Here is a 24,311-nt window from a genome sequence, read left to right on the forward strand (position 1 = left end):
TCCGTGCCGCAGACGTCGTTGCCTTCGAAGTCGTCGTCGCCGTCGAAAGAGACTCCATGAAGCCGCTGGTCGCCATTGTCGGTCGCCCCAACGTGGGCAAGAGCACGCTGTTCAACCGCCTGGTGGGCCGGCGCATCGCGCTCGTCGAGGACCAGCCCGGCGTCACCCGCGACCGGCACTACGCCGACGCGGAGTGGGAGGGCCGCGCCTTCACCCTCATCGACACGGGCGGCTTCGTCCCCGGTGAGAAGGACACGCTGCTCAAGCAGGTGCGCGAGCAGGCGCAGTTCGCCGTGGAGGAGTGCGACGTCATCATCTTCGTGGTGGACGCCCGCGCGGGCATGACGACCGCGGACGAGGCCGTCGCCAACTACCTGCGCAAGGCGGGCAAGCCCGTCGTCGTGGCGGCCAACAAGCTGGACAACGAGTCCGGGCAGATGCAGTCGCTGGCCGGCGAGTTCTTCCGCCTGGGCCTGGGCGACGTGAACGCCATGTCCGCCGAGCACAACCTGGGCATGGGCAGCCTGATGGACTCCGTGGTGTCCAAGCTCCCGGAGAAGCAGGAGGGCGAGGACTCCGAGGCGCCGCCGGACGACGGGAAGATCCGCGTGGCCATCATCGGCCGGCCCAACGTGGGCAAGAGCACGCTGGTCAACGCCATCCTCAAGGAGAAGCGCGTCGTCACCAGCGACGTCGCCGGCACCACGCGTGACCCCATCGACTCGGAGGTCACGTACAAGGGCAACCCGCTCATCCTCACGGACACCGCGGGCATCCGGCGCAAGAAGACCATCGCGCACCAGGTGGAGCAGTACTCCGTCATCGCGGCGCTGAAGGTCCTGGAGCGCAGCGACGTGGCGGTGCTGCTGATGGACGCCACCGAGCCCGCGGTGGATCAGGACGCGAAGCTCGCGGGCCTGTCCATGGACCGGGGCCGCGCGCTGGTCATCGTGGTGAACAAGTGGGACCTCATCGCGGAGGACAAGCGCCGCCAGGAGGCCTTCCGCGAGGACCTCAAGATCGCCCTCAAGTTCGTGGGCTACGCGCCGGTCATCTTCACGTCCGCCCTGCACGGCTCCAAGGTGGAGAAGGTCGTGGACGTGGCGGTGGAGCTGGCCAAGCAGTTCCGCTTCCGGGCGCCCACCCCCCAGCTCAACAAGCTGCTGGACTACATGGTGGACAACAACCCGGCGCCCATCGTGAAGAGCAAGCCGCTGCGCCTGTACTACATCGCCCAGGTGGCGGCGGCCCCGCCGACCTTCACCCTCACCTGCAACGAACCGCAGGGCGTGCCGGACATGTACAAGCGGTACATCACCAACCAGATCCGCAAGACGTTCGATTTGCGGGTCCCCATCCGCCTGCTCTTCCGCGAGCGGCCAGGCAAGGCCAAGCGCGAAGCCCGCAAGAACCCGCACCTGGCGGGGAAGGGCGGCAAGGGTGGGAAGCGCGCGGGGCGTGACTGACCGCGCTCGCGCGTTGACACTCCCAGCGGGCGCTCTTTACAGTGCGCCGCTTTCCCAGCAGAGCGAAGAGCACCGTCGAGCCGGAGAGAGGTCCCTTCATCGTGGCCCAGCAGAAGACCGAGAAGATTCGCCAGCAGGAGCTTCGTCAGCCGGACGCCTTCCAGAAGGTGGGCGCGGACGCGCGGGACTGGCTGATGCAGCGCCAGAAGTTCCTCGCCATCGGCGCGGGCGTGCTGGTGCTGGGCGCGGTGGGCGTGGCCATCGCCAGTGAAGTGTCCAAGCGCGGCGAGGAGCAGGCCGCCATGGCCCTGGGCCAGGCCCTCACCGTCCTGGACCGCCCCGTGACGGGCGTGGACCCGGTGGACCCCTCCGCCTCGGAGCCCCCGTTCCCCACGGTGCAGGCCCGCGACGAGGAGGTCGTGAAGCAGCTTGCCGCCTTCCGCAAGGAGCACGGCGGCACCCGCTCGGCGACCACGGCCGCCCTGCCGCAGGCCAAGGCCGAGTTCCGGCTGGGCAAGAACGACGACGCCCTGGCGTCTCTGGACGTCTTCCTCAAGGGCGCCCCGGAGAACGACGCCCTGCGCGCGAGCGCGCTGGAGGGCCAGGGCTACGCCTACGAGGCCAAGGGCGACTACGCCCAGGCCATCACCTCCTTCGAGGCGATGGAGAAGGCGGACACCGGCGAGTACCTGGTCGGCATGGGCGCGTACCACAAGGCGCGCATGCTCATCCTCCAGGGCAAGAAGGACGAGGCCGCGCAGGTGCTGTCCAAGATCCCCACGGACCACCCGAACAGCGCCGCGGCCCGTCAGGCCACCGAGCGCATGGCGGTGCTGGCCGCGGAGGGCGTGAAGGTGCCCACGCCGGCGCCGCCCGCCGCGACGGACACGGACGCGGGGCAGCCGTAGCGCGCTCATGACCATGCGGCTTGCTCGGTGGAAGCGGTGGGTGGGAATGGCGGCCGGGGCAGGGCTCCTGGCCGGGTGCGCGACGGCGCCGCTGTACGGCAACCCGGAGCTGCCCGCGGCGCCCCGTCAGCCGCCGGTGGATTACTTCCGGGTGGACTGGTGGACGGGGCTCGTCGACAAGGTCCCGCTGCTGGAGTACTCGCCGCGCGAGCCCGCCTCCCCGGTGTACGACCCGGAGAGCCGGAACGTCATCGTGCAGACGCGCGACGGCTACGTCCGCGCGGTGGGGCCGGACGGGAAGGTGTCCTGGTCCCTGCGCACCGGAGCCCGGGCGCTCGCGGGCGGCCTGGTCAGCGAGGGCGTCGTCTACGTGCCGGGCGGTGACGGCGTGCTGTACGCGCTGGACGGACGCACCGGCGCGGTGAAGTGGAAGTACGCCACCAACGAGTCCCTGGCCACGGTGCCGGTGCTCGCGGACGGCCTGGTGCTGGTGTCCACGGACACCGACACGGTGTTCGCGGTGAAGGCCACGGACGGCACGTGGGTGTGGCAGTACCGGCGTGACCCGCCGTCCGGCTTCACCATCCGGGGCGCCTCCGCGCCGAGGGTGGACCAGGACACCGCGTACGTCGGCTTCTCCGACGGCTTCCTCGTCGCCCTCAAGGTGGAGGACGGCGCCGTCGTCTGGGAGAAGTCCCTGTCGGGCGCGGGCACGGAGTTCCTGGACGTGGACACCACGCCCGCCATCGACTCGGCGGGGCGGCTGTATGTCGCGTCGTACAAGAACGGCCTGTACGCCCTGGAGGCGGACTCCGGCGCCGTCATCTGGAACACCAGCGTGGGCGGCCTGACGTCGCTGCTGTCGCGCGGCGAGGTGCTGTTCGCCACCGGTGACGGCCGCGTGGACGCCTACCTGGGGGAGACGGGGAAGCTCATCTGGTCGCTCCCCCTCAAGGACAGGACGGCGCTCGCTCCGGTGTTGGCCCGGGGGATGCTCCTGGTGCCCAACGAGCGTGCATTGCTGTTCGTGGACCCGACGACGGGCAGGTCGCGCATGGCGTGGAACCCGGGCGTGGGCATCACCGCGCCGCCGTTCGTGGTGGGCTCGCGGGTGTACGTGCTGTCCAACAACGCGTACCTGTACGCGCTGGACCTGAACGACGTGAAGAAGGGGCCGCGCGGGTGACGCGCGCCGTGCCCCGGACGGTTCGGGTGGTGGCCGCGCTGATTCCCCGGCCCGGTCCGGAAGACGGCGGGCCGCGGTACCTGGTTCAGCAGCGCCTCCCCGGTGGGAGCCGCGCGCTCCTCTGGGAGTTCCCCGGCGGCAAGGTGGAGGCGGGCGAGACGGACGAAGCCGCCCTCGCGCGCGAGTGCCGCGAGGAGCTGGACGTGGAGCTGTCGGTGGGCCGCCGCCTGTGGGAGGGCCGGCACACGTACCCGGACCTCACGGTGGAGCTGGTGCTGTTCGCGGCCACGCTGGTGTCCGGTGAGCCCAAGCCGCTGGGCGCGCACCAGCTCGCGTTCCACACGCCCACGGAGATGCAGGCGCTGCCGTTCTGCGAGGCGGACGTGCCGCTCCTGGACGACCTGCTGGCGGGAAGGCTGGGTGCGCTCGATTGATGCTGCTGCACACGTTCCAGCTCATCCCCGGCGTGGGGCCGTGGCGCGAGAAGGACCTGTGGTCCAAGGGCATCCGGACCTGGGATGACTTTCCGGACGGCGGCATCGTCATCAGCCGCAAGGCGGACACGGTGGCCCGCGAGCGCATCGCGGAGGCGCGGGCGGCGCTGGCCCGGCGCGACTTGAAGGACCTGGCGCGCATGGTGCCGCCGCGCGAGCACTGGCGCCTGTTCCCGGAGTTCCAGGACGACGCCGTCTACTTCGACATCGAGACGGACGGCAGCAAGACGCAGGTGCCCACGGTGGTGAGCCTGTTCGACGCCGCGGGGCTGCACGTCTTCATCCAGGGCCGGAACATGGACGCGCTGCCGGAGGCCCTGGCGAAGCGGCGGCTGTGGGTGACGTTCAACGGCTCGTGCTTCGACGTGCCGGTGCTGAGGGACTACTTCGGCGAGAAGAACTTCCCGGTGCCGGAGGCGCACATCGACCTGCGCTTCGTCACGCGGCGGCTGGGGATGGGCGGCGGGCTGAAGGAGATCGAGGACAAGCTGGGCGTGGGCCGGCCGCCGCACCTGAAGGGCGTCAACGGCTACGACGCCGTGCTGCTGTGGCGCGCGTACCTGCGGCGCGGCGACGTGGAGGCCCTGCGCTACCTGGTCGAGTACAACCTCTATGACTCGTTCCAGCTCCGGTCGCTGATGGACCTCACGTACAACAAGGGCGCGGACGACCTGAACCTGGACGTCCCCCGGCTGAAGGTCTTCGAGCGCGGGGACCTGCTGTACGACGTGAGCCGGCTGCTCCTGGAGCTGGGCCCCACCGAGCGCGACGTGGACACGCTCGCGCGCGTGCGGGCCATGGAGCAGGATTCCTGAGCGGCCAGGTCGTGCCTTGGATTGGCCGGCCGAGGCCCGGCACGCCGTGGGGCATTCCCAGCCGCCGCGTGGCGCTCACCCGCGTCACGACGCTGCCGGTGACGGACGCGGAGTGGGCGGGCGACGGCTTCGTGCTGCCTCCCACGGGCTCGGGCTCGAGCGCCGCGGTGGGGCTGGCCTTGGGGACGCGGCGCCTGGCCGTGCTCGAGGCGCGGGAGTCCTGGCCTCCGGGGCGCGCGCTGGAGCTGCCTCGGGCCACGGGGCTCGTGGCGCTGCATCCGTCGCTCCGGTGCGCGGCGGTGCTGGGGCCTGGGCGCATCGAGGTGGTGGGCCGGGCGCCGGAGGGCGGTCCGGTGGAGACGCCCGCGCGGGCCTGGACGCGGCACACGCAGGCCCTGGGGTTCGACGTCACCGGCGAGGGCCTCTGGGCAAGCGGTCTCCAGGACGGCCGGGCGGCGGTGCGCGTCCTGGATGCCCGAACGTTATCGGACGTGGCGGGGACGGAGGCGGGGCTCCAACTCGACACGCCGGCGCTGGGCGAGGACGACCTGGACGGGCTGCACGAATGGATGCCGCATCCGCGCCTGCCGGTGATGGGCGTGTCGGTGAGCCTGGGCCAGGAGGGCACGTGGCTCACGTTCGTGGAGCGTGGGGACACGGGGCTCGTGCGTGGCGCGGCGGTGGCTTCGGTGGAGGCGCCGTTCTATCCGGCGGGGTTCCTTCCGGACGGCTCGGGCTTCATCGGCGTGGGCGGCACCTGGGTGCGGCGCTGGACGTACCCGGAGGCCACGCTGGCGGCGGAGTTCCTGCTGCCGGAACAGGGCACGCTCGCCACGGGGTACACCGGCCTGGTGATGGCGCACGCGGTGCTGGTGGCGGTGGAGGACCTGTTGGAGGCGGGGGAGTGGTACCTGCTTCAACTGGACCCGCTCACGTTGCGGCCCGTGTGCGCGTGGGAGCTGCCGCTGTCCACGGAGGCTGTCACGTCGGTGCACCTGCTGCCTGGCGGTTTCCTCCTGTCGCCGGAGGATGGCCAGCTCTGGCGCCTGCCGGACGAGGTCCTCTCCGAGCGGTGAACACAGACGGCGCGGATTGTTCACGCGCGCGTGGAATGGCTCGGAGGCCTGTCTGTAAGGTCCGGGACCATGAGTGATCCGAATTTCGTGAACCCGGCCCCTGGAGGAAACCCACCGCCGCCGGAGGCAGAACCGCCGAAGGCTCCGTCGCGGGGCAAGGTCCTGGGCATCCTGGTCGCGCTGATGGTCGTGGGGGTGGTGGGTTCGTACTTCGGCTTGAGGCGCCAGTCGGAGGCGCCGCCGGTGGTGACGGCGCCGCCCGTGGTGGACGCGGGCGTGGCGGAGGTGCCCGCGGAGGTGTCGCTGCCGGAGAGCGACGGACGCATCCGCGACCTGGTGGGCAAGCTGTCGGTGGACCCGGAGCTGGCGAAGTGGCTCCAGGAGCGCGACCTGGCGCGCCGGTTCACCGCGTCCGTGAGCAACATCGCGGACGGTGAGAGCCCCCGGGCGTCGCTGTCGTTCATGGCGCCCGTGGGGGCGTTCCAGGTGGGCGCGGCCGGGGCGAACGGGCGCTCGGAGATCGCGCCGCAGAGCTACGCGCGCTACGACCTGGTGGCCCGGGTGCTGGGGTCGCTGGACGCGTCCGGCGCGGCGATGGTGTACCGGGAGCTGAAGCCGGTCATCGACCAGGCGTACCGGGAGATCGCGCCGCCGGACCAGGGCTTCGAGACGGCGTTCGGCCGGGCCATCCAGCACCTGCTGGCGGTGCCGGTGCCGAAGGGGCCGGTGGAGGTGGAGCCCCAGGGCGCGCTGTATGTCTACGCGTCGCCGGAGCTGGAGGGGCTGAGCAAGGCCCAGAAGCACCTGTTGCGGATGGGCCCGGGGAACATGCGGCTCATCCAGGCGAAGCTGCGGGAGCTGCGCACGGCGCTGAACCTGCCGACCCCGGCGCCGGCCACGCCCGAGCCGTTGCCGGATCAGGCGCCGGGGCAGTCAGAAACCCAGGAATGACGGCTACTTGGACCGCTTCTTGCCGCCCTTGGCGGGCGGCGGAGGCGGCTTGGGCTTTTCCTTGTCGCCGATGATCTGGAACGAGGCCCGGAGGTCCTCGACGTCGCGGCCGCGCGAGTCCTGGAACGACGAGCCGGTCTGCGAGTCGACGACCAGGGTGTACGAGTAGCCGGTCTTGAGGGGCTGCGGCAGGTGGATGCGGTACACGAGGCCGTCATCGGCCTCGGACACGGAGTCGTCGGAGACCATGGCCCGGTCGGCTTCGTCCATGAGCCGGACGCGGTAGTTCTTGAGGCCCAGGGTGCTGCGCAGCTCCAGGTCGGAGGTGGGCTCCACGAGCGGTTTTTCCTCCAGGGCCAGGGGGATGAGCGCGGAGCCGCCATCCGGCGCCTGGTACTGGAGCGTGAAGACCACGGCCTCGGGGCCCGAGTCCGGGGCCGCCGTGGCGCCGGTGACGCCGCCATCCACGGGGGCCTGGGACGTCTTTTCAGGACAGCCCGTGAGCAGGGCCGCGGTGAGGCCGCACAGCGCGGCGAGTCCGGTTCGTCGGAAGAGGCGCATGGGGCGGCAAGGTACGTTCCGGACCCGGACTCGGGAAGCACGAGATTCCACGGCGTGGCGGCCGAAGGTTGGTGGCCGACGGGCCGGGGATGGGCCGGTTGCGCGGACGTCCAGGGAGGACTTGGGTGGCCGGGGAAGCGCCTGGAATCCTTGGGGAACCCCTGGTCGAAACGTCTGATAAGAAGCGTTATGTAAACTGAGCCTCTGGGTTCCTGGGTGGGGTTCATCGAGGCCCATCCCCTCCCTGGCGCCGTGGCACCATCCGCCGCGATTCCGTCGGTTCCGGTTCATCACGAGGCTCCCGCGGCGCATGGACTCAACGCATTCCCACGACGTCGCCCGGGGCTCGCTTGGTGAGATCGCGCGGGTCTTCCTCCGGCTGGGGCTGACGGCGTTCGGGGGCCCTGCTGCCCACATCGCCATGATGGAAGACGAGGTCGTCCGGCGCCGCCGCTGGCTGCCCCGTGAGGAGTTCCTCGACTTGCTGGGCGCCACGAACCTCATCCCCGGTCCCAACTCCACCGAACTGGCCATCCACCTGGGCCACCGGCGTGCGGGCTGGCCAGGGCTCATCGTCGCCGGCGTGTGCTTCATCGTCCCGGCGATGCTCCTGACGCTCGCGGCGGCATGGGCCTACGTGCGTTTTGGCACCCTGCCGCAAGTCGACGCCCTGTTGTACGGCGTGAAGCCCGTCATCCTGGCCGTGGTCCTCCAGGCCCTTTGGGGACTCGGCAAGACGGCCCTGACGACGCGCCCCCGGGTCGCCGTGGCCATTGCCGCGACCGTGGCGAGCGCCCTTGGCGCCAACGAGCTGCTCATCCTGGCCCTGGCCGGTGGCGCCCTGGCGGCCTGGACCCATTTTCGGTCGTCCCCCGCGTCCAGGTCGACGGTCGCGCTGACGCCGTTCGCCCTCCACGGCGTCACGGCCATGGCTGCCACGGCCGCCGTGCCGTTCAGCCTTGGCGGCCTCTTCCTGTTCTTCCTCAAGGTCGGCAGCGTCCTGTTCGGCAGCGGCTACGTCCTGCTGGCCTTCCTCCGGGCGGACCTCGTGGAACGCTGGGGCTGGCTCACCGAGGCCCAGCTCCTGGACGCGGTGGCCGTGGGCCAGTTCACGCCGGGCCCGGTCTTCACCACCGCGACCTTCATCGGCTACCTGGTGGGTGGAACCCCCGGCGCCGGTCTCGCGACGCTGGGCATCTTCCTGCCCGCCTTCGTCTTCGTGGCGCTCAGCGGCCCTCTGATTCCCAGGCTTCGCCGGTCGCGGACCGCGGGCGCGGTGCTCGACGGCGTCAACGCGGCCTCGCTGGCGCTCATGGCCGTGGTGACGTGGCAACTGGGACGCGCGGCCCTGGTGGATGGCTGGACGGTGGCCCTGGCCGTGGCCGGAGCCGCGTTGCTGCTCCGCTGGCGGGTCAACTCGGCCTGGCTGGTGCTGGGCGGTGCTGTCGCCGGGCTGTTGCGGTCCTTGTTGTGAAGCGATGGCCCAACCGGCGCCGTTTTTCCTGCTAAGAATTGGGCCCTCCGGATGTTTGCCTTTCCCATTCCTGATGGAAGGGCATCCACCTGGGGGTCGCAGTGCACACGAACGGAGCAAACATGCCCAAGCTGATGAAGTCTCTGCTGGCTGTTTCGGCGGTCCTCACCCTCGCACCCACCGCGGCCCTGGCCCTGCCGCCGCAGTGCGATGACATCTGTTGGGACAAGACCTGCGATTACCCGTGTGCCTTCCACAACCGGTGGGCCACGTGCGCGGACTGGAACATCGTCGAGTGCGCCTCGGGTGTCGTCGCCCCCACCGAGCCCTCGGCGTCGGTGATGCCGGACGAAGCGCTCCCGTCCGATGACGTCCCGCAGGTGTGCAGCGAAGAGCACCCGGACGCCAGCGCGGAAAGCTGAATCGCGGACCGGGCGTCGGCTGGGGGCCCGGGCTTGAACGAGGCCCTCAGTCCTCCCACACGCCCGGGGCGCTCCGGAGGGCTTCCGAGAGTGACTCCCGAGCCCGCCGGAGGGCCGCGTCCGCGCGCCGGGTGGCGGCGGACAGCAGCCATACCGGTGGGCCGCCCGGGAGCTTCTCCTCCAGCACCAGTCGCGGGTCCCCCTCGGCGAGCAGCGCCGGGAGCACGCTCCGCCCCAGGCCCGCGACGCAAGCGTCCCTGATGCCGAGCAGCGTGTCGCACTCCACGAGGGCCTCCGCGTCCTCGGGGACCGCCTTCCACCAGCGCATGGAGGATCGGGTGCGCAGGTTCCCGGATGGCAGGACCCAGGCCGCCGGGGCCGGCCTGGCGGCCCGCGCCCGGAATACTCCGAGCCGCAGCCTCCCGAGTTGCTGGCCCCGCAGCGCCCCGCCCGGCGTGTGACTCGGACGCAAGGCCAGGTCCGTCACCCCGGGCTCCAGCGCCAGCTCGCTCTCGGAGATGCGCACCTGGACCCGCTGTGTGAAGCCGCACGTGCGCAGCGCGCCGAACAGCAGGGATGCCAGCACTTCGTTCGTGGTGATGACGATCTGGCCTGCGCGCGCCCGGCGCTGCTCCTCGATGAGTCCCCCCACATCCACGGCAAGGGGGCGCATGCGGCCCGCGCGCTCGGCGATGGCGAGCCCGAGCGGCGTCGGGCGCAGCGTCGCCCCACGCAGGAAGAGCGGCACCCCGAGCGCGCGCTCGAGGGCGTCCACACGCCGCGAGATGGACGAGTGGCGCAGCGAGAGCTCGCGCGCCGCGCCCACGACGCTCCCCGTGCGCACCAGCGCCTCCACCGTCTGCAGGTCGTCCCAGGCGATGTGCATGAACGCACATGCTGTGCGCGTCTACGCGAGTCGTCAACGCAGGGGGCTGGGGCTATCTCTCCGGGCGTGGCAATGACCGTCACCAGGAGCTGGCCATGAAGCCCCCCAGAAACGAGAACGAGACGCCCTCTGACGCGCAGGCGCTGTGTGATCCCGAGACCGGGGCATGCGCGCTCCCCGGCGCGGCCCCGAAGAGGGCCGGGCCGAACGCGGAGGGGCCCGTGGGAGAGGTGATCTATGTGGGGGACCCGATGTGCTCCTGGTGCTGGGGAGGCTCGCCCGGCCTTCTCCAACTGGAGGCGGAGGCAAACCGCAGGGGCATCCCCTTCCGCGTCCTGGTGGGCGGGCTCCGTGCGGGAGGCGGGGATCCCTGGAACGAGCGGTTCAAGGGCTTCCTGCGCCACCATTGGGAAGAGGTTGCCGCGCGCACTGGCCAGCCGTTCTCCACCCGGTTCCTCGACCGGGCGGCGTTCAACTACGATACGGAGCCTGCGTGCCGCGCGTTCCTCGTCATGCGCGAGATGCTCGCGGAGTTACCGGGACCCGAGACGCGAGTGTACGAGGTGTTTGCCGCCATCCAGCGGAAGTTCTACGCCCAGGCGGAGGACCCGACCGTGGCGCCCTTCTACGAAAGCATCTGCGCCGCGCACGGCCTCGACTTCAGGGCGTTCCTGAACCGGTTCGACCACGCGGACGCGAAGCGGGCGACGGCGAACGAGTTCCAGGCGGTCAGGGCCCTGGGCGTGAGCGGGTTTCCCACCGTGCTCTACCGTGGCGGCGCCGGCCTCGAAGTGCTCGCGAGCGGCTTCGCGACCGGACCGCGCATGGTCGAAGCGCTCGCTCGGGCGACGAAACGGTCCGAGGCGTGAAGCTCGGTCGCCGCGCCTGGCTGCTCCCCTTCTCCGAAGCCGCGACATTGCCGGTCACGAAGCTGCCCTGGCTGCGTTGAGGGCGACCCAACAGGGTGGATCCGCACTGCTTGGTGACGGGACATGTCTCACGGTGTTTCACCGGGTCATGTAAAATCCTGAAAACGGCCTAGCTCCGCTAAACGCCTGATTCTCTTAGGACGGGCGTGGCGCCGGTTGGAGGATTCTTGCTGCCCCCCGTCCACCAGCTCGTCGAGCGACGAGCGACCGAACTTTCCTCCCAGATCGCCGTCGCCTCCCGGGCCCGCTCGCTCACCCATGCCGCGCTGAATTCCCAGGCGAACCGCTTGGCTCATGCGCTGATCGCCCGGGGCGCCGGACCGGATGTCCTCGTCGGCGTCTGCCTTCCGCGAAGCGCGGAGCTGGTCGCGTCCGTGCTGGGCGTCCTCAAGGCCGGAGCGGCCTGGCTTCCCCTGGATCCGTCCTCCCCTCCTGAACGCCTGCGCTACATGGCCGTCTCCGCGGGGGCCCGGTTCGTCATCGGCACGGGGCCGGTCGTGGAGCGGCTCGCGGCGGACGGCCTCCAGGTCCTGGCTCCGGGGGCCGTGGCGCTCCAGGCGTTCCCGGACGTGAACCCGGGCGTCGCCGTTCAGCCGGATCACCTCGCGTATGTGATCCACACCTCGGGCTCCACCGGGCTGCCCAAGGGCGTGATGATCAGCCACCGGGCGCTGTCCGCCTTCACCGGGTACCACCTCGGCGCGTCCGGCCTGTCGCCCGCGGATCGCGTTGGTGTGGTGGCCTCGGCCGGCTTCGACGCGTTCGTCATGACGCTCCTGCCGTCGCTGGCCGCGGGGGCCCGGCTGGAGCTGCCGCCCGACGAGGAGACCCGCCTGTCTCCCCAGCGGCTGCAGGACTGGCTCCTGGCGCGGGACATCACCTGCGTCTTCCTTCCCACGCCGCTGGCCGAGCGCGTCCTCCCGCTGTCCTGGCCCGAGTCCTGCGCCCTGCGACTGATCCTCACTGGCGGCGACCGGCTGCACCTGCACCCCGGGCCCGGGCTGCCGTTCCAACTCGTGAACGGCTACGGCCCCGCCGAGTGCACCATCTACAGCACGTCCGGTGTCGTCCCTCCCGGTGACGCATCGGCCGTTGAACGGCTGCCATCCATCGGCCGGCCCATCGGCGGCGTGGAGGTGCACGTCCTCGGCCCGGACCTGACACCCATGGCGGATGGCGAGACCGGGGAGCTGTTCATCGGCGGCCCCGGATTGGCTCGCGGTTACGTGGGCACGCCGGACCTGACCGCGGACCGGTTCATTCCGGATCCCTTCTCCCGGTTCGGCGGCGAACGGCTGTACCGCACGGGCGACCTGGGCCGCCGGCTGCCGGATGGCTTGCTGGAGTTCCATGGCCGCTCCGACCGGCAGGTGAAGGTCCGAGGCATCCGCATCGAGCCCGCGGAGATCACCGCCGCGCTGCTGACCCATCCGCACGTCGGGGCCGCGCACGTCCTCGCGCGGAGCACCGATGGGACCGAAGGCCAGGACGTCTTCTTCGTGGCGTGGTTCGCGCCCAAGGACGCTCGGGCCGTCCCCGGAACGGAGCAGCTCCGCGAGCACCTCCGGGCCTGGCTCCCCGAGGCCATGCTCCCCCGGACCTTCATCGTCGTGGACGCCCTACCCCTGGGCCCCACCGGCAAGGTCGACCTCCAGGCGCTTCCCACGCCCGACGCCCACGCGACCCGCAGCAGCGCGTACGTCGCGCCCCGCTCGGAGCTGGAGCATGGACTCGTGCAAGTGTGGCAGGAGGAGCTGCGCCTGGAGCGGATCGGCATCGAGGACGACTTCTTCGAACTCGGTGGCCACTCGCTGCTGGCCACGCGGATCACCGCCCGGGTCGCGGAGGTGCTGGGGCTCCCGCTGTCGCTGACGGAGCTCTTCGCGCACCGCCGGATCTCCCAACTGGCGAACGTGCTGGAGCCGCGCCGGGCCGCTCCCGCGCAGAATGCACTGCCGCCCGTGATCCGCGTCGCGGACCCTGAACGGGCACCGCTGTCCGTGCAGCAGGAGCAGGTCTGGTTCCTCCAGAAGCTGTCCCCCGGCAGCATCTCCTACCAGGCGCAGACGACGCTCCGCGTGTTGGGTGGGCTGGACCTGGCGGTGCTCGAACGCGCGCTGACGGAGATCACCCGGCGCCACGAGCTGCTGCGGACGACCTACGAGGAGATCGACGGCCGACCGTGGCAGCGCGTCCTCCCTGTGACTCCAGTGCAGGTCCCGCTGATCGACCTGTCCGGGCTGCCCTCGGCCGAGCGGGAACATCGGCGTGAAGAGGCCCTGCGCCAGGAGCTGCGGCGACCCCTGTCCCTCTTCGAACCGCCGCTCGCGCGCTGGACCGTCGTCCGTCTGGCTCCGGATGATCACGAGCTGGTCCTCGTGGAGCACCACGTCGTCCACGACGGCGTGTCCTTCTCCGTGCTGATGCGGGAGCTGGACGCGCTCTACAACGCGTATCTGCGCGGTGCGTCCTCGCCGCTCCCGGAGCTCCCGGTGCAGTACCGCGACTTCGCGGCGTGGCAGCGCGAAGCGCTCGACGGGCCTGCGATGAAGGCCCAGCTCGACTTCTGGCGGAAGCGGCTGGCGGGGGCTCCGGAGGTCCTGCCGCTGCGCACCGACCATCCGCGCCCCCGCGTGCAGACCTTCAACGGCGACCTGCTCCGGTTGGAGCTGCCGCCCGCCCTGCCCGGCGCCCTGCGCGCGTTCTGCCAGCGGGAGGGCGTGACGCTCTTCAACGCCCTCTTCGCCGCCTTCGCCACGTTGCTGCATCGCTACACCGGCGAGCAGGACCTGTGCATCGGTTCGGCGTTCGCGGCCCGGGCGGGTGTCCGGAACATCGAGAACGTCGTCGGCATGTTCGTCAACGCCGTGGTCCTCCGGTGTGACGTCTCCGGCGCGCCGTCGTTCCGCGAGCTGGTCCGCCAGGTGCGGGACCTCACCGTGGCGGCGGCCGAGCATCAGACGTATCCGTTCCTCAAGCTGATCGAAGCCCTGGGCGTGAAGCGCGACCCCAGCCGCAATCCGCTCGTGCAGGCCATGTTCAGCTTTCACGACTCCGCCGTGCGCAGCCCCCGGCTGGGGGATGCGTCGTGCACCATCTTCGAGCGGGGCAACGGTTCGTCGAAGGTCGACCTGGACGTCGTCGCCATTCCGCACGCGGGCCGGTACCTGGGCGACAAGGAGCGCGGCGACGCGCGCATCTCGCTCATCTGGGAGTACAACCGGGACCTGTTCGACCGCTCGACCATGGAGCGGATGGCCGCGCACTTCCTCCGGTTGCTCGAGGCCGCGGTGGCCAGCCCCGGGATGCCGGTGTCGCGACTGCCGATGCTCTCGGACGCGGAGCGACAAGGCCTCCTGGCGAACGGCTCCGCGAAGCCCGTCAGCGCGGATCCGCCCGTGCCTCAGCAGGTCCTGGCGCAGGCCTCGCGAACCCCTGACGCCGTGGCCGTGCGCGATGAGGCAGGCACCCTCACCTACGCGGAGTGGGTCCGGCGCGCGACGCTGCTCGCGGAGCATCTGCATGCGCGTGGCGCGAGCGCGGAGTCGATCATCGGCGTCTGCGCGCCTCGCGGCGCCGACCTGGTGACAGCCGAGCTGGGCGTGATGCTGACCGGTGCGGCCTTCCTGCCCCTGGATCCGGAGCATCCCGCCGAGCGGATCGCGCTCATCCTCGGTGACGCTGGCGTGCGCCAGGTGGTCACCACGGGGCCGCTCGCGGAGCGACTCCCCGCCACGGTGGAGCGCGTGCGCATCGAGTCCTTCCAGGGCCCCGGCACGTCCCGGGGAGGTCTGCCCGCTGAGGTGAGGCCCGGACAGCGGGCGTACGTCATGTACACCTCGGGCTCCACGGGTGTGCCCAAGGGCGTGGTGGTGGAGCACGGCGCACTGGCCCACCTCGTCGGGTGGCACCGGCGCGAGTTCGGACTGACGGCGAACAGCCGCACCACGCTGCTCTACTCGCCCGCGTTCGATCCGTCCGTCGCGGAGCTGTGGCCTGCCCTCACCGCGGGCGCGACGTTGCATGTCCCCGGACAGGACGTGCGCCTGTCCCCGGAGCGGCTCCAGGCGTGGCTCCTCTCCGAGCGGATCACCTTCACGGACCTGCCCACCGCCCTGGCGGAGCGGCTCCTGGCCCTGCCATGGCCGGCGTCGTGCGAACTGCGCACGGTGCTCGCGGGAGGTGATCGGCTCCACGCGCGTCCCGTGCCCGGGTTGCCGTGGCGGCTGTTCAATCAGTACGGCCCCACCGAGACGACCGTGACGGCCACCTCCGGCGAAGTGCTGCCCTCGGAGCCCGGCGAGTCTCTGCCCTCCATCGGCCAGCCCATCGACGGGACCACGGCCTACGTCCTGGACGCGGAGCTGCAACCCGTCCCCACGGGCGTCATGGGAGAGCTCTTCATCGGCGGGGCCGGTGTGGCGCGCGGCTACCTGAACCGGCCGGGGTTCACCGCCGCGAGCTTCCTCCCCGACCCCTACGCGGCACACCCGGGCGCGCGCATGTACCGCACGGGCGACCGGGTCCTGCTCCGTCCGGACGGGAGGCTCGAGTTCCTGGGGCGCATGGACGCGCAGCTCAAGATCCGGGGCTTCCGCGTGGAGCTCGCGGAGGTCGCGGTCCGCCTTCGCACGCATCCGGGGCTCGCGCAGGCGCACGTTCGCGCGTGGAGCCCTCCCGGTGGCGCACCCCAACTGGTCGGCTACCTGGTGCCCCACGCGGGTCAGCCCCTGCCCACACCGGCGCGGCTGCGTGAGCACCTGTCTCGCGAGCTGCCGGCGTACATGATCCCTGCCGCCTACGTGGAGCTGAAGGCGCTGCCCCTCACCCACGGCGGCAAGGTGGATGAACGGGCGCTGCCCGAACCCATGCCCGGCACCCAGGCGCCTCGGATCCCGCTCGCGAACGAGCACGAACGGCGGATCGCCGGCATCTGGTGCGAGACGCTGCGCCTGGAGCACGTGGGCGCGGAGGACAACTTCTTCGACCTCGGGGGCCACTCGCTGCTGCTGGCCCAGGTGCAGTACCTGCTGAAGCACCGCATGGGCCATGACGTGCCCATGGTGACGCTGTTCGAGTTCCCCACCGTCCGCGCGCTCGCGGGTCACCTCCAGGGCCGCGACGATGGTGGAGAGGCCGAGGCCGCGCAGGCGCAGCGCCAGGAGCAACGGCGCAGTGGACGTGCGCGCCTGCTGGGCCGTCAGGGCCGGCTGTCGTCGGACCGCTCGCGGGAGGAAGTGGAGTGAGCGCGTCCCTCGATGGGATGGAGGAGGAGGACCGCTCGGCGCACCTCGCGGTGGTGGGGCTTGCGTGCAGGCTTCCCGGTGCGGCCAACGCGGCGGAGTTCTGGTCCAACCTGGCAGGCGGCGTCGAGTCCATCACCTTCTTCGGTCCGGACGGCCAGCACTGCGCCGAACCCCCCACCGAGCGCGCCGTGGGCGAGGCGGTGCCCGCGTTCGGTCTGGTCACGGACGCGGACCGGTTCGACGCGGAGGCCTTCGGCGTCTCACCGCAGGAAGCGCTGATGCTGGAGCCGCAGCACCGGGTGTTCCTCGAGTGCGCGCGGGAGGCGCTGGAGGACGCGGGGTATGATCCGGCCCGCTACCGGGGCGCCATTGGCGTCTACGCGGGCGGCAGCGAGACGGACTACCTGTCCGCGCTGCGGGCCCGGAGGGACCTGCTGGCGGGCGCCAGTGACTGGCAGCTCCGGCTGGCCACGGGCGTGGACTTCCTCACCAGCCGCGTGGCCTACAAGCTGGGCCTGCGCGGGCCGGCCGTCACGGTGCAGACCGCGTGCTCCACGTCCCTGGTCGCGATCCACCTGGCCGCGCAGGCGCTGCTCGCGGGGGACTGCGACCTCGCGTTGGCGGGAGGCGCGTCAGTGCATGTTCCGCCCCGGTTCGGCCACTTCAGCGAGGGCGGGCCGCTGTCCCCGGACGGCCGCTGCCGCGCGTTCGACGCCCGGGCTCAGGGCACGGTGGGCAGCAACGGCGCGGGGATCGTGGTGCTCAAGCGGCTCGCGGATGCGCTGGAGGATGGGGACACCATCCGCGCCGTCCTCCGAGGCACCGCCGTCAACAACGACGCCGCCGGGAAGATCGGCTTCACCGCGCCGAGCGTGGAGGGCCAGTCCCGCGTCATCGAGACCGCCCTGCATGCCGCGGGTGTGGACCCCGCGAGCATCAGCTACCTGGAGGCGCATGGCACCGGCACGCGGCTGGGAGATCCCATCGAAGTCGCCGCGCTGACGAAGGCCTTCGGCGCACGCGAGCCCCGGTCCTGCTGGCTGGGCTCAGTGAAGACGAACATCGGCCACACGGACGCGGCGGCGGGCGTGGCGGGCTTCATCAAGGCGGTCCTCGCGCTGGAGCACGGGAAGCTGCCACCGAGCCTGAACTTCGACCGGCCCAACCCGGAGATCGACTTCGAGCACGGCCCCTTTCGCGTGAACACGGAGCTGCGGGACTGGGACACCGGCGGCCACCCGCGAAGGGCCGGCGTCAGCTCGCTGGGCATCGGCGGAACCAACGCGCACGCCGTGCTGGAAGAGGCACCCACCCTGCCCGCCCCCGAGCGGTCGCGCACGCCGCAGCTCCTGGTGCTGTCGGCCCACGGTCCCGCTTCTCTGACCCGTGCCGTGGAGCGGCTCGGAGGTCACCTGCGCGCGCATCCGGAGGCGGAGCTGGGGGACGTCGCCTGGACGCTCCAGATGGGACGCACCGCGCACAAGCACCGGACGTTCGCGGTGGGCCAGGACACCGCGGAGGTCCTCCGCGCCCTGTCGGAACAGGACGGCACCCCGAACGCCGAGGCCCGTGAGCGCCAGGTGGTGTTCATGTTCCCTGGCCACGGCGGGCAGCACGTGGGCATGGGGCGGGAGCTGTACGGTTCCCAGCCCGCGTTCCGCGAGGCCGTGGACGCATGCCGTGCGCACCTGACGCCGCTCCTCGGGTTCGACCTGGGGACGGTGCTGCATCCGGAGCCCACGGATGCCGCCGCGTTGGAACAGGCGTCCGCCCGGATGGGCGAGTTCGTCACCGGTCAGCTCTCCGTGTTCGTCATCGAGTACGCGGTGGCGCGCCTGTGGAAGCGCTGGGGTGTGCAGCCCGCGGCGGTCGTGGGGCACAGCCTGGGGGCCTATGCCGCGGCCACGGTCGCCGGGGTGTTCCGTCTGGAGGACGCGCTTCGGTTGGTGCTGGAGCGCTCGCGCATCCTCGCGAGCCTGCCCGCGGGGGCCATGCTGGCCGTGCCGCTGCCCGAGTCGGAGCTGGCGCCCCTGCTTCAGGGAGGACTCGCGCTGGCGGCCGTGAACGGGCCCGCGCAGTGCGCGGTGTCGGGCCCGGTGGCGGAGATCGAAGCGCTTCAGGCGCGGCTGACGGCGCGCGGTGTGGAGTCCCGGCTGCTGCGCATTCCGGGCGCGGGGCATTCGCCGCTCGTCGAGCCGTCGCTGGCCGAGTTCACCGCCCGCGTTCAGCGCGTCGAACGGCGTGCTCCCCAGCTCCCATGGATCTCCGACCGCACGGGTGTGGCGGTCACGGCGGAGGAGGCCGTGGACCCGGCGTACTGGGCCGCGCACCTGCGCCACACCGTGCGCTTTGGCGACGCGCTGGACACGTTGTTCGCCGGTCCGCCTGGCGTGTTCCTGGAGGTCGGCCCCGGACGGACGCTGGCGACGCTGGCGCGCCAGAACCCCGGAGCCGGGCCGCACCTCACGGTGGCCACCCTCCCCCATCCCTCGGACAACACGTCCGATGCGGTCAGCGCGCTCACCGCCGCGGGGCGCCTGTGGAGCGCGGGCGTCGCGATCTCCTGGCAGGGACTTCATGGGGGCGCTCCTCGTCGCCGGGTGCCTCTGCCCACCTATCCGTTCGAACGTCAGCGCTACCTCGTCGAAGCGCCCACCACCATTGCGACCGGGGTGAGCCCGGCCATCCACTCCACGGTGGCACCTCCGCCCGACACTGGAGCCCTGGAGGTGCCGGAGCTGGCAGAGGACGAGCTCGGGCGCCGTGTCGCCACTGCGTTCGCGGAGGTACTGGGGCTGGCGCGGGTCGGGCTCCACGACAACTTCTTCGCGCTGGGTGGCGACTCGTTGATGGCGGCGCAGGTCATCGCGCGGCTGCGCCCGCATGTCGCCGCGCCCCTCAAGGTGAAGGCCCTCTTCCGCGCGCCCACCGTGGCGCGTTTGACCCGCTTCATCGCGGAGTCGTCCCCGGCATGACCTCGACCTCTCCGTGGCTCGCCTGCCGCATCCGGCGTCCGGAAGCCGCCGTGCGCCTCTACTGCTTCCCGCACAGCGGCGGCTCCGTGGGAGAGTACGTCCGCTGGGCGGACCTGCTCCCGGACATCGAGGTCTGGGGCGTTCAGTTGCCCGGCCGTGGGGCTCGGGCGGAGGAAGCGCCGTTCACCCGGCTGGACGAACTGGTGGACGCGCTGGTGCATGCGGTGGACTTCGGATCCTCCTTCGCGTTCTTCGGGCACAGCCTGGGCGCGTTCGTGGCCTTCGAGACGGCCCGCCGTCTGCGAGACCTGGGCCGCGCGCTTCCCGCGGCGCTGTTCCTCTCCGCGGCCCCAGCCCCACAGCTCCCTCCGCGAGGCATCCCCGCGAGCCACCTGGACGAGGCCGGACTCCTCACCGCCCTGGAGCCCACCTACGGCGAGCTGATCCACGAGCTGCGCGAGGACGAAGAGCTGCGCGAGCTCATCCTCCCCGGGCTGCGAGCCGACCTGCTGCTCGTGGAGTCCCACCGGCACGAGGCCCGCGCCCCGCTCCCCTGCGCGGTGACCGTGACGGGCGGAACCCAGGACGACCTGAGCCGCGCCGAACTGGAGCCGTGGAGCCTCCACACCTCCGGGCCCTTCGCGCTCCACCTGCTGCCCGGTGGGCACTTCTACCTTCGGGACCCTGAACCGAAGTCCACCCTCCTGGGCCTCATCGCGGAGCCCCTCTCCCAAAGGACGCCGAACCCATGAGCCACGAGCCACTGCACCCCGCCACCCGCAGCCGCGAGGGCTTCCTGGGCCAGCTCTTCGCGGGGAAGCTCCGGTGGGATCTCGTCCGCGCATTCCCCGACCAGGACGCCGAGGAGCGCCGGCAGGGCGACGCCGTCATCGCGGAGGTGGAGCAGTTCCTCCGCGAGCACGTGGATCCGGACGAGATCGAACGCACGGGCCGCATTCCGCCGGAGCTGCGTGAGGCCCTGCGTTCACGCGGCTACTACAAGCTCCCGGTGGATCGCGAGCTGGGCGGCCGGGGGCTCTCCATGCTGAACACCTTCCGGGTCATCGAGGCCGTGATGAGCGTGTGCCTGCCGGTGGGCTACACGCTGGCCATCCACAGTGGCCTGGGAGCGGGCGCCATCATCGAGGCCGTGCAGGACGGTCCCCTCAAGGACTACGTCCGGGGCCGCGTCGCCGACGGGGTCATCTCCGGCTGGGCCGACACCGAGCCCATCGGCGCCTCCGTGCGGCGAGCGTCCACCACCGCCGTGCCCACGGAGGACGGAGCGGCCTATGTGCTCAACGGGGAGAAGGTCTTCATCGGCAACGGGTCCATCGCGGATCTGCTGAACGTCACCGCGACGCTCCAGGAGGACGGCCGGGAGCAGATCAGCCTCTTCTTCGTGGAGACCACCAGCCCCGGCTTCCACGTCCGAGCCGAGCACAGCCTGATGGGCCTGCGAGGACTGCCCATCGCCGCGCTGAGCTTCGACAACGTGCGGGTGCCGAAGGAGCGGATGCTCGCGATGTCGCAGGAGCACTGGCGGAACACGCCGCTGCTGGAGCCGCTCAGCGCCCTGGGCCGCATGTACATCATCGTGGCCGCGTCGCTGGCGCTCTCCAAGAAGTGCCTCGAGTGGTCGCGGGGGTTCCTCCACCGGCGGCTCGCGCAGGGGCGCAGGCTCGGTGACTTCGACGAGATCCAGCGTCAGGTGTCCGCCACGGCGGCGGAGGTCTTCGCCATGGAGAGCGTGGCCCGCTGGAGCCTCACGGGCGTGACGGCGGACACGCTGCCCCTGCGCTGGTTCGAACAGGTGGCGGCCAAGAACATCGCGTCGCTGAGCTGCGCGCGGATCACGGACCGGACGATGTCGCTGCTCGCCGCGGAAGGCTACGAGACGTCCGGGAGCAAGGCCGCTCGCGGAGCCACGCCCGTTCCCCTGGAGCGCACGCTGCGCGATGCCCGTGCGTTCCGGGTCGCGGGAGGCGTGGACTTCCTCGTGGATCACAAGGCCGCGCGAGAAGGCCTGTTCTCCCTCTACTACCCGTCGGCCGCGCACGCGGCGGAGCTGGAGTCGCCCCCGCTCCCGTTGCCCGTGGAGGAGCACCTGTCCCCGCGCAACCGCGACCATCTCCAGCACACGGCCCGGGAGGTGCATCGGCTCGCGAAGCGAAGTCTGGACCTGTCGCGACGCTACCCTGACGCGGGAGTCCTGCACGCGAAGCAGCGGACGCTCATCCTGATGAACCAGCTCTGCAACGAGCTGTTCACGATGTCCGTGACCCTGGCCCACGCGTCGGCCCTGGCTTCACGCGGCCAACCTCAAGCCGACGCACTGGCGGACATCTACTGCACCGCAGCGCGCTACCGGATGGAGGACCTCTGGCGCCAGGCTGACGCCGAAGCGGAGCCGGACTTCGCGGGCGTGAGCAACCGCTGGCTGTCCGGGGACACGCTCGACTTCCTGCTGAGCGACGTCCTCATCCCAAAGTGAGCCCCATGGCGCGCTGCGCAAACAGCCGCCATGTCGCCCTCAGTGGAGGACAAGCCTCTTTGACCCCACACGGGCCAGCCCGCCCGCCGGGAGCAACCTGCGCCAAAACCTGTCCGACAGTCGGACAGGTTCGCGGTGCCCTCGGCCCGGGGGCTTGCTGGCTCAGCACGTGACGCGAACGGTCGGACCGGTGATTGGGGCCGTGAGCCTTACGGCGCGGCGCTTGCTCCGGTCGCGGTGTCGTTGCGGTGGATGACGCCCTCCTTCATTACGAAGAAGACCTTCTGTGTGGCGCGGATGTCCTTCACCGGGTCGCCCGGCACCGCGACGACGTCCGCCAGCTTCCCCGGCTCCAGCGTCCCCAGCCGGTCCGCCACTCCGAGCAGCTCCGCCGTGTTCACCGTGGCGGTGCGCAGGGCTTCCGCTGGCGTGAGCCCTGCCTCCACCAACTGCGCGAACTCCGCCGCGTTGCGCCCGTGGGCGAACACGCCCGCGTCCGTGCCGAAGGCGATGCGCACGCCCAGGGAGATCGCCTTGCGCAGCACGTGCTCCCGCCTCCGGTCCACCGCGCGCAACTTGGCGACCGTGTCCGGCGGGAGCTTCCCCTGGTCAGCCAGCTCCTTCACTCCGAAGAACGCGAAGGCCGTGGGCACGTACCAGGTGCCCTTCTGCTTCATCAGCGCCACCCCTTCATCGTCCATCAGCGTGCCGTGCTCGATGGAGTCCACTCCCGCCCGGATGGCTCGCTTCGCTCCCTCCGCGCCGTGCGCGTGCGCGGCCACCTTGCGCCGGTGCGCGTGGGCTTCATCCACCACCGCGTCCAGCTCCGCCTGGGTGAACTGCGGCGCGTCCGGGTCCGCGTTGAGGCTCATCACGCCTCCCGTGGCGCAGACCTTGATCACGTCCGCGCCATACTTGATGTTCTCGCGCACCCTGGCGCGCAGCGCGTCCGGACCATCCGCCACGCCGGGACTCGCGTCGTGGGCCAGCAGCCCCTTGCGGAACGAGTTGCCGTAGTCACAGTGCCCGCCCGTGGAGCTCAGGCTGGACGTCGCCGCGAGGATGCGCGGCCCCACCACGAGGCCTCGCGCGATGGCGTTGCGCAGCCCCACGTCGATGAAGTCCTCCGCGCCCAGGTTGCGCACGGTGGTGAAGCCGGCCATCAGCGTCGCCCGGGCCCACGGCAGCGTGTCCAGGGTCTGCTCGGGGATGGTGCGCTGGAAGCTGTCGATGAGGTCCTTCCTCCAGTCCGGGCCGGGCTCCACCGTCAGGTGCGTGTGCGCGTCCATGAAGCCCGGCAGCAACGTGGCGTCGCCCAGGTCCACGACGCTCGCGCCCTCCGGCACCGGCGCCTTCGGGCCCACCCCCACCACCCGGCCCTCCGACACCACCACCACCCCCGGGGTGACGACCCTCCCCGCCTTCGCGTCGAACAGGCGGGCGGCCTTCAACACCTGGACCCGGGCGGGTTCGGCGGCGGAGGCGGAGGACAGCGACCACAGGAGGGAGCCGAAGAGCAGAACGCGTCGCAAGGTCCCGCATGCTACGCCGTGCCTCCTCCCGCTCGCATCCGGTCGAACTCCACCGCGCAGTGCGCGGAGAACACCTTCACCGCGTGTCCGTGCGCTCGCACCAGGACCCGCAGCCGCTCCTGGTTCTGGAGCCGCACGGCGTTGTCCACGGACCTCAGCCGCTGGAACAGCGCCACCCCCCACGGGCTCCGCGGCGCCACCGGGTCCACCTCACGGTGACTGAAGTACGCGTCCCCCGCGTGCAGCACCCAGCCCTCGGTCCCCTTCACCGCGACGCCGCAGTGGCCCGCCGTGTGGCCCGTCAGCGGCACCAGCAGCACCTCTGCGTCCAGGCCCGGAATCACCCGCACCGCGTCGAAGCCGAACCAGCGCTCACCGTCCACCGCGTAGGGGTGCCACTTCGGTCCGTGCGCCCACTGGAGCGGCCGGTACCCGAACTTCGCGCCGGCCTGGGGCGGCGTCATGGCGGCGGCGTGCTCGTCCGCGAAGACGTGGACCTGCGCGTCCGGGAAGTCCGACAGCCCGCCGACGTGGTCCAGGTCCATGTGCGTGGGCACGATGTGCCGGACGTCCTCGCGCCGGAAGCCCAGCCGCTCCACCTGGGCCAGCGCCGTCTCCGCCGGATCCAACCGGGGCGTGTTCCGTCTCACGAAGCGCTGTCCCAGCCGCGCTGCCGCGTCCCCCACATCCCGGGTCCCCAGGCCCGTGTCCACGAGCACCAGCCCCCGGGACGTCTCCAGCAGCAGGCAGTGACAGACCATCCGGGCCCGCTCGAACAGGCCGCCCGAGCCCGTGACGAACCGGGCGCTGGCGGGACACAGGGTTCCACAGTTGAGGTGATGGATTCGCATGGCCCGGCAAGCTACGGACCGGACGCGGCGCCCGATTGGAGGAAT

At 71.4% G+C, this 24,311-nt stretch carries 18 protein-coding genes; 14 read left to right on the plus strand and 4 right to left on the minus strand.

The window, feature by feature from the left end; all coding sequences use genetic code 11:
• Positions 1-56 precede the first annotated feature (56 nt).
• From der to K8556_RS02220, 7 genes are all read left to right on the plus strand, one after another.
• Positions 57-1,466, plus strand: coding sequence for a ribosome biogenesis GTPase Der (gene der, locus K8556_RS02190; RefSeq protein ID WP_223738357.1), 1,410 nt, complete (start codon positions 57-59; stop codon positions 1,464-1,466).
• 98 nt (positions 1,467-1,564) lie between these two features.
• Positions 1,565-2,374 carry a tol-pal system YbgF family protein gene (locus tag K8556_RS02195; protein ID WP_370639876.1) on the plus strand — a complete coding sequence of 270 codons (810 nt, stop codon included), beginning with the start codon at positions 1,565-1,567 and terminating at the stop codon, positions 2,372-2,374.
• A 46-nt stretch (positions 2,375-2,420) separates the two neighbouring features.
• Positions 2,421-3,560, plus strand: coding sequence for a PQQ-binding-like beta-propeller repeat protein (locus tag K8556_RS02200; protein ID WP_223738359.1), 1,140 nt, complete (start codon positions 2,421-2,423; stop codon positions 3,558-3,560).
• An 8-nt stretch (positions 3,561-3,568) separates the two neighbouring features.
• Positions 3,569-3,994, plus strand: a complete 426-nt coding sequence (locus K8556_RS02205) for a (deoxy)nucleoside triphosphate pyrophosphohydrolase (RefSeq protein WP_370639874.1) — start codon at positions 3,569-3,571, stop codon at positions 3,992-3,994.
• Positions 3,994-4,869: a ribonuclease H-like domain-containing protein gene (locus K8556_RS02210; protein ID WP_223738360.1), complete on the plus strand. Its 876-nt coding sequence runs from the start codon at positions 3,994-3,996 to the stop codon at positions 4,867-4,869. The genes K8556_RS02205 and K8556_RS02210 overlap by 1 nt, the downstream gene beginning before the upstream one ends.
• 11 nt (positions 4,870-4,880) lie before the next feature.
• Positions 4,881-5,945, plus strand: a complete 1,065-nt coding sequence (locus K8556_RS02215) for a hypothetical protein (protein WP_223738361.1) — start codon at positions 4,881-4,883, stop codon at positions 5,943-5,945.
• 69 nt (positions 5,946-6,014) lie between these two features.
• Positions 6,015-6,896: a DUF3014 domain-containing protein gene (locus tag K8556_RS02220; protein WP_223738362.1), complete on the plus strand. Its 882-nt coding sequence runs from the start codon at positions 6,015-6,017 to the stop codon at positions 6,894-6,896.
• Positions 6,897-6,899: 3 nt separating this feature from the next.
• Here the strand turns inward: K8556_RS02220 and K8556_RS02225 are convergent, their stop codons facing one another.
• On the minus strand, positions 6,900-7,457 hold the full coding sequence (locus tag K8556_RS02225; RefSeq protein WP_223738363.1) for a hypothetical protein: 558 nt from the start codon (positions 7,455-7,457) through the stop codon (positions 6,900-6,902).
• A gap of 310 nt (positions 7,458-7,767) precedes the next feature.
• Between K8556_RS02225 and chrA the strand changes: the two genes are divergently transcribed.
• Together chrA and K8556_RS02235 are read left to right on the plus strand one after the other, a co-directional pair.
• A complete protein-coding gene (gene chrA, locus K8556_RS02230; RefSeq protein WP_223738364.1) occupies positions 7,768-8,931 on the plus strand; it encodes a chromate efflux transporter in 1,164 nt (387 codons plus the stop codon).
• A 122-nt stretch (positions 8,932-9,053) separates the two neighbouring features.
• Positions 9,054-9,353: a hypothetical protein gene (locus tag K8556_RS02235; protein ID WP_223738365.1), complete on the plus strand. Its 300-nt coding sequence runs from the start codon at positions 9,054-9,056 to the stop codon at positions 9,351-9,353.
• 46 nt (positions 9,354-9,399) lie between these two features.
• Here K8556_RS02235 and K8556_RS02240 read toward each other — a convergent pair whose 3' ends face one another.
• On the minus strand, positions 9,400-10,239 hold the full coding sequence (locus K8556_RS02240; RefSeq protein WP_223738366.1) for a LysR family transcriptional regulator: 840 nt from the start codon (positions 10,237-10,239) through the stop codon (positions 9,400-9,402).
• Positions 10,240-10,334: 95 nt separating this feature from the next.
• On the opposite strand from K8556_RS02240, the gene K8556_RS02245 reads away from it, so the two are divergent.
• The 5 genes from K8556_RS02245 (at position 10,335) to K8556_RS02265 (ending at position 21,883) form a co-directional block, all read left to right on the plus strand.
• Positions 10,335-11,108 (plus strand): DsbA family protein, encoded by a 774-nt coding sequence (locus K8556_RS02245; protein WP_223738367.1) that lies wholly within the window; start codon positions 10,335-10,337, stop codon positions 11,106-11,108.
• 206 nt (positions 11,109-11,314) lie between these two features.
• Positions 11,315-16,414 (plus strand): non-ribosomal peptide synthetase, encoded by a 5,100-nt coding sequence (locus tag K8556_RS02250; protein WP_223738368.1) that lies wholly within the window; start codon positions 11,315-11,317, stop codon positions 16,412-16,414.
• On the plus strand, positions 16,411-19,389 hold the full coding sequence (locus K8556_RS02255) for a type I polyketide synthase (RefSeq protein ID WP_223738369.1): 2,979 nt from the start codon (positions 16,411-16,413) through the stop codon (positions 19,387-19,389). The genes K8556_RS02250 and K8556_RS02255 overlap by 4 nt, the downstream gene beginning before the upstream one ends.
• A complete protein-coding gene (locus K8556_RS02260; RefSeq protein WP_223738370.1) occupies positions 19,386-20,141 on the plus strand; it encodes a thioesterase II family protein in 756 nt (251 codons plus the stop codon). The genes K8556_RS02255 and K8556_RS02260 overlap by 4 nt, the downstream gene beginning before the upstream one ends.
• A complete protein-coding gene (locus tag K8556_RS02265) occupies positions 20,138-21,883 on the plus strand; it encodes an acyl-CoA dehydrogenase family protein (protein ID WP_223738371.1) in 1,746 nt (581 codons plus the stop codon). Before K8556_RS02260 ends, K8556_RS02265 begins: the two co-directional genes overlap by 4 nt.
• 209 nt (positions 21,884-22,092) lie before the next feature.
• Here the strand turns inward: K8556_RS02265 and K8556_RS02270 are convergent, their stop codons facing one another.
• Positions 22,093-23,415, minus strand: a complete 1,323-nt coding sequence (locus tag K8556_RS02270; RefSeq protein ID WP_223738372.1) for an amidohydrolase family protein — start codon at positions 23,413-23,415, stop codon at positions 22,093-22,095.
• An 11-nt stretch (positions 23,416-23,426) separates the two neighbouring features.
• Positions 23,427-24,266 carry an MBL fold metallo-hydrolase gene (locus tag K8556_RS02275; protein WP_223738373.1) on the minus strand — a complete coding sequence of 280 codons (840 nt, stop codon included), beginning with the start codon at positions 24,264-24,266 and terminating at the stop codon, positions 23,427-23,429.
• Positions 24,267-24,311: the final 45 nt, after the last annotated feature.

The organism is Corallococcus sp. AS-1-12 (assembly GCF_020036995.1).
GTDB lineage: Bacteria > Myxococcota > Myxococcia > Myxococcales > Myxococcaceae > Corallococcus.